Annotated in this window: 5 protein-coding genes; 2 read left to right on the forward strand and 3 right to left on the reverse strand. The window is 34.9% G+C overall.

Annotation, left to right across the window (positions count from 1 at the left end):
• Positions 1 to 90: 90 nt before the first annotated feature.
• Genes coaD through M2098_RS11480 form a run of 3 tightly spaced genes read right to left on the reverse strand, consistent with a single transcriptional unit; the run spans position 91 to position 2,293 of the window.
• Positions 91 to 576, reverse strand: coding sequence for a pantetheine-phosphate adenylyltransferase (gene coaD / locus M2098_RS11470; RefSeq protein ID WP_280684620.1), 486 nt, complete (start codon positions 574 to 576; stop codon positions 91 to 93).
• Entirely contained in the window at positions 573 to 1,124 is a 552-nt protein-coding gene (gene rsmD, locus M2098_RS11475; protein WP_280684618.1) for a 16S rRNA (guanine(966)-N(2))-methyltransferase RsmD, read from the reverse strand. The genes coaD and rsmD overlap by 4 nt, the downstream gene beginning before the upstream one ends.
• Entirely contained in the window at positions 1,124 to 2,293 is a 1,170-nt protein-coding gene (locus M2098_RS11480; RefSeq protein ID WP_280684616.1) for an FtsW/RodA/SpoVE family cell cycle protein, read from the reverse strand. Before M2098_RS11480 ends, rsmD begins: the two co-directional genes overlap by 1 nt.
• Before the next feature lie 156 nt (positions 2,294 to 2,449).
• Here M2098_RS11480 and def point away from each other — a divergent pair, with 156 nt between their 5' ends.
• Both def and M2098_RS11490 read left to right on the forward strand, forming a co-directional pair.
• Positions 2,450 to 3,010 (forward strand): peptide deformylase, encoded by a 561-nt coding sequence (def, locus tag M2098_RS11485; RefSeq protein WP_280684614.1) that lies wholly within the window; start codon positions 2,450 to 2,452, stop codon positions 3,008 to 3,010.
• A gap of 129 nt (positions 3,011 to 3,139) precedes the next feature.
• Positions 3,140 to 4,960: a ribonuclease J gene (locus tag M2098_RS11490; protein ID WP_280684613.1), complete on the forward strand. Its 1,821-nt coding sequence runs from the start codon at positions 3,140 to 3,142 to the stop codon at positions 4,958 to 4,960.
• Positions 4,961 to 5,050: the final 90 nt, after the last annotated feature.

Genomic DNA, 5,050 nt, shown 5'->3' on the forward strand with positions numbered 1-5,050 from the left:
CAAAACAAAGTAAAAGCCTGATTACTAATGTGTAACCAAGCTATATAGAATTCTTTATTTATTTCGCCTGTCTACTTGACAGGGGGTACATCAGTTCTTAGTATCAAACTTTTCTTTTAGTTTCTTTATTACATATGGATCGACAAACTTACTGACATCTCCACCAAAGCTAGCAATTTCTTTAACTGAACTGCTTGATAAAAAAGAATATTCAGGTTTTGCCATAAAGAAACAAGTTTCAATATCCGCATCTAACCACATGTTTGCAGTAGCATTACGAAGTTCATATTCATAATCTTGTACAGCACGTATTCCACGAATCATAACTTTAGCATTTTGTTTTTTTGCATAGTGTACAGTCAATCCTTCTCCAACATCAACTGTAACATTAGGAAGATTTGCACACGTTTGCTTAATCATTTCAATTCGTTCTTCAATTGTGAACAATGCCTTTTTATCCGGATTTTTCATTAAGACAATCACGACTTCATCAAACACTTTACTAGAACGTTCAATAATATCGTAATGCCCCTTTGTTATCGGATCGAAGCTTCCTGGATAAATTGCTTTTTTCATTCACTTACTCCTTTATACATATGTATTTTTGATTTACCATATACTTTTTCTTTGTATTTTTCTAATGTACCTATACGCACTGGTAAATCAACTTTACTATCGCTTTCACAAATGACATATGCATCATCTGTTAACATTTTATTTTCTTGTAGATACTCCATAATTTCTTCATATACATGCATTGCATATGGAGGGTCTAAATAAACCAAACGAAACCTTTCGTTTTTTAAGCAAGGCAATACTTTGTGATAATCTGCTTGCATAACACTTGTATTGGCTTGTTCATGTAAGATTTCTATATTCTTTTTAATTACTTGGATAGCTGCTTTATTCTTATCACAAATGAATGCATAATCCATTCCCCGTGATATAGCTTCCAGTGCCATTCCTCCACTACCACCAAATAAATCAAGCATAACTCCACCATCAAAGTATGGTCCAATACTTGAAAAGATTGCTTCTTTTACTTTATCACCAGTAGGTCTAGTAAGATCTCCTTTTAAAGACTCTAAACGTCTTGAGCCATGTTTCCCCGCACATACTCGCATTATCGTAATACCCTCTTTCTTTGGCGTCGTATCAGTGAAATAATCGACTGGCACACACCCATTAATACCATAATAGATAGAAGTGAACTACCTCCACTTGAAATAAATAAGAGTGGAACTCCGGTTAGTGGTAAAAACGCACTTACACCTCCAACATTTAAAATAAAGTGAATTGATAAGTACACAGCAGTACCAACTAAAATCATTCGTGTTCCATCATCTGCTGCACGTTTTGCAAAATAGAAAAGACGATATAGTATAATTCCATATCCAATTACAATGACTAGTAAACCAAAAAGTCCAAGTTCTTCGATTGTTACTGGTAAAATGAAGTCCGTTTCTGCTTCTGGTAAATATCCATATTTTTGTGCACTTTGTCCTAGACCTAAACCAGTGATTCCCCCATTGGCAATCGCATACAAACTATAGGTTAAGTTATATCCAGTTCCAAAGATTTGCGTAAATGGATTGTCCGCATTTATAAAACGCGCAAGTTGATAGTTATCTGCACCTAGTAATTTCTCTAATACGGTAATACCAAAATGCGTCATACTAAAGGCAAGACCAACAACAATACATCCTAGTGCAATTTTACATAAGGTTTGAATGCCACTTAGTTTAAAGTGGCTTGGTACAATATTACAAATCAAGAAAATCATTGTCAAAACAACAATTGTACCAAAGTCAGGCTGTGCAATAATTAATAATGCAAACACAATAAAGAAAAATGTTGGTCGAAAAATAATTTGCATAAGCGTTTTTCTTTGTGGTCCAATATGATAGATATTTACTCCCATATACACAATTAAAAAGGCTTTTGCAAACTCACTTGGTTGAATTGTACCCAATCCCCCAGGTAGTTGAATCCAAGACTTCGCTCCATTTACTGGTGTTGAAAACAGTACAACAAATACCAAAAGTGCTGCAACTAGCACACCAACAACATCGAGTACTTGTAAGAAATTCTTATTTCGTAGCCACAATTGAAAAACTCTAGCTACTTTTACCATCGCAAAATACGAAATGATTAAAAACAACACTTGTTTAATAATCGTGTTTCTTACAATATTGGGAGATTGTGCACTCATCCCAACACTTGTTGAAACGACCATGATAGTTCCAAAGAAGATTAATATAATAACAGCCGCATGGATCCATCGATCATACATAGGCGGCATCTTAAGACTAAATAACTTTCCTAATTTTTTCACTTTATCACCTGCACTACATTTTACACTATAAATACATATTTTTAAATTAATATGTCAAAATGCTTTGCAAATTTTAAAGAATTGCGTAAAATACAACAGTAGGAGAAATATTATATGCGATTAACAATAAAAGATATTATACTTGATTCAGATCCACGAATCCGTGAGGTGTCTGAAGAAGTCAGTTTCCCTTTATCAAAAGAAGATGAAGCGCTAATTCAAGCACTTTACCAATATGTATGTGAATCTACAGATGAAGAAAAGATAGAAAATGAGGGATTTAAACCAGCAGTTGGATTAGCTGCAATCCAAGTTGCACAAAAAAAGCGTATGTTAGCTGTCGTACTTCGAGGTGAAGAAGATGAAATTGTGGAACAATATGCACTAATCAACCCAAAACTCATCAGCCATTCTGAGCAAGATAGTTATCTAGCAAATGGCGAAGGATGTTTATCTGTTGAAGAAGTGCACCAAGGGATTGTACCAAGACATGCACGCATTACCATCGAAGCATACGATTATCTACAAAAAAAGGATGTTCGTATTCGGGCGCGTGGTTATACAGCTATCGTACTTCAGCACGAAATGGACCATTTAGATGGCACCCTATTCTATGATCACATCAAGGAAGATCAAGGCCCAGAAACATTACATGATCCAATTGTGATTGAATAATTCACCAATATAAAGTATAAGCTAAATCTAACTTATGCTTTTTTTATGCAAATTTATGCGAAAATCATGTGCAATTTGACAGAGTATGCTATAATACTTGAAGTCAAAAGGTGTTAGAAGGAGAAGTAAATGAACGAAAAGAAACAAACACCGAAAACGCAATCCAAACAAACAAACCAACAAAACGATAATAGGTTTCATAAGATTAGAAATACTGACACCTTAGTGTACGCACTAGGGGGTTTAGGCGAGGTTGGAAAAAATATGTACTGTATCGAACAAGGTAATGAAATCTTGATTATCGATGCTGGAGTGCGTTTTCCAGATGAAGAGTTGTTAGGAGTGGATGCTGTCATCCCTGACTTTCAACACTTAGTCGAAAACAATAAGAAAAAGAAATACTTAATTATCACCCATGGTCATGAAGACCACATTGGTGGAATTCCCTATTTATTACAGCATGTGCAAATTGATGCAATATACGCACCACTATTTGCAAGTGCTTTAATTCAAAAGAAACTTGATGAAAGAAAATTGCGAAATGTGAAAATACGTCACATCAATAGTGATTCAAAAGTAAAGACAAAACACTTTACTGCAGGATTCTTTGATACGACACACTCAATTCCAGATTCACTTGGAATTATCGTAAATACGGATAACGGAAGAATTGTTACTACAGGAGACTTTAAATTTGACTTAACACCTGTCGGTACGAACTCAGAATACCAAAAGATGGCATACATCGGACAAATCGGTGTAGATTTATTACTTAGTGATTCTACAAACTCTGGAGTTGAAGGATTTTCAATCTCAGAAAAGAAGGTTGCTGGTCAAATCTTAGACATCTTTAAGAAAACTGATGGACGTATCATTGTAGCGACATTTGCTTCAAACGTTTACCGTTTAGCACAAATATTAGAAGCTGCTATCGCATGCGGACGTAAAGTTGCTGTGTTTGGTCGCTCGATGGAAAATGTGTTAGAAGTTGCAAGAAAACAAGGAAAAATCAAAATCAAAGATGCAAACTTGTTATCACCTGATCAACTCAATCACTACCCCGCAAGTAAAACATGTATTGTTTGTACTGGATCACAAGGAGAACCTCTTGCTGCTTTATCAAGAATTGCTGCAGGAACACATCGACACATTCGCTTGCAACCAAGCGACACGATTATTTTCTCAAGTAGTCCAATTCCTGGAAACAACCAAAGTGTTAATACAGTAATTAATAAATTGTATCGTCATGGTGCAAATGTACTGACAAATTCAATTTTAAATAACTTACATACTACAGGTCACGCATCAAGTGAAGAACAAAAATTAATGCTTCAATTGATGAAACCAAAATACTTTATGCCTGCACATGGTGAATACAAAATGTTAAAACAACATGCTGCTAGTGCAATGGAAACAGGTATTCCTAAAGAAAACATCTTTATATGTGCAAACGGTGATGTTCTTGTCTTACGTGATCACAAGATGTTTAGAAGTTCTTTACGCTTTGATGCAGATGATATTTACGTTGATGGTAATGATAGTTCTGGTATTTCTACAGCTGTCTTAAAAGACCGTCAAATCCTTGGTGATAGTGGACTTGTTTCTGTTATCATTCCAATTGATTCACGTAAAAACAAAATCATCTCAAAACCAGTACTAGTTACTCGTGGTTTTGTCTTCATTAAAGATTCACAGTCTTTACTAAAAGAAGCTGAACAAGTTGTATATGAAGCTTTAAAAGAATATATGCAAGGAAAAGTAAGCTTTGGTGGAATTAAGAATACGGTACGTCGTACTCTTGAACCATTCTTATATGAAAAAACACATCGTAATCCAATTGTAATCCCAGTTATTTTGAACTCGGTAGAAGCAATTGAAGAGATGCAAAATCGTAATAAGAATCCAAAACCGAAACGCAAACAACCAACAAAAAAAGCAACTACGCAGTGATGTACCCCCTGTCAAGTAGACAGGCGAAATAAATAAAGAATTCTATATAGCTTGGTTACACATTAGTAATCAGGCTTTTACTTTGTTTTG

Origin of the sequence: Breznakia sp. PFB1-19, from assembly GCF_029893935.1 — a bacterium.
GTDB lineage: Bacteria > Bacillota_I > Bacilli_A > Erysipelotrichales > Erysipelotrichaceae > Breznakia > Breznakia blatticola.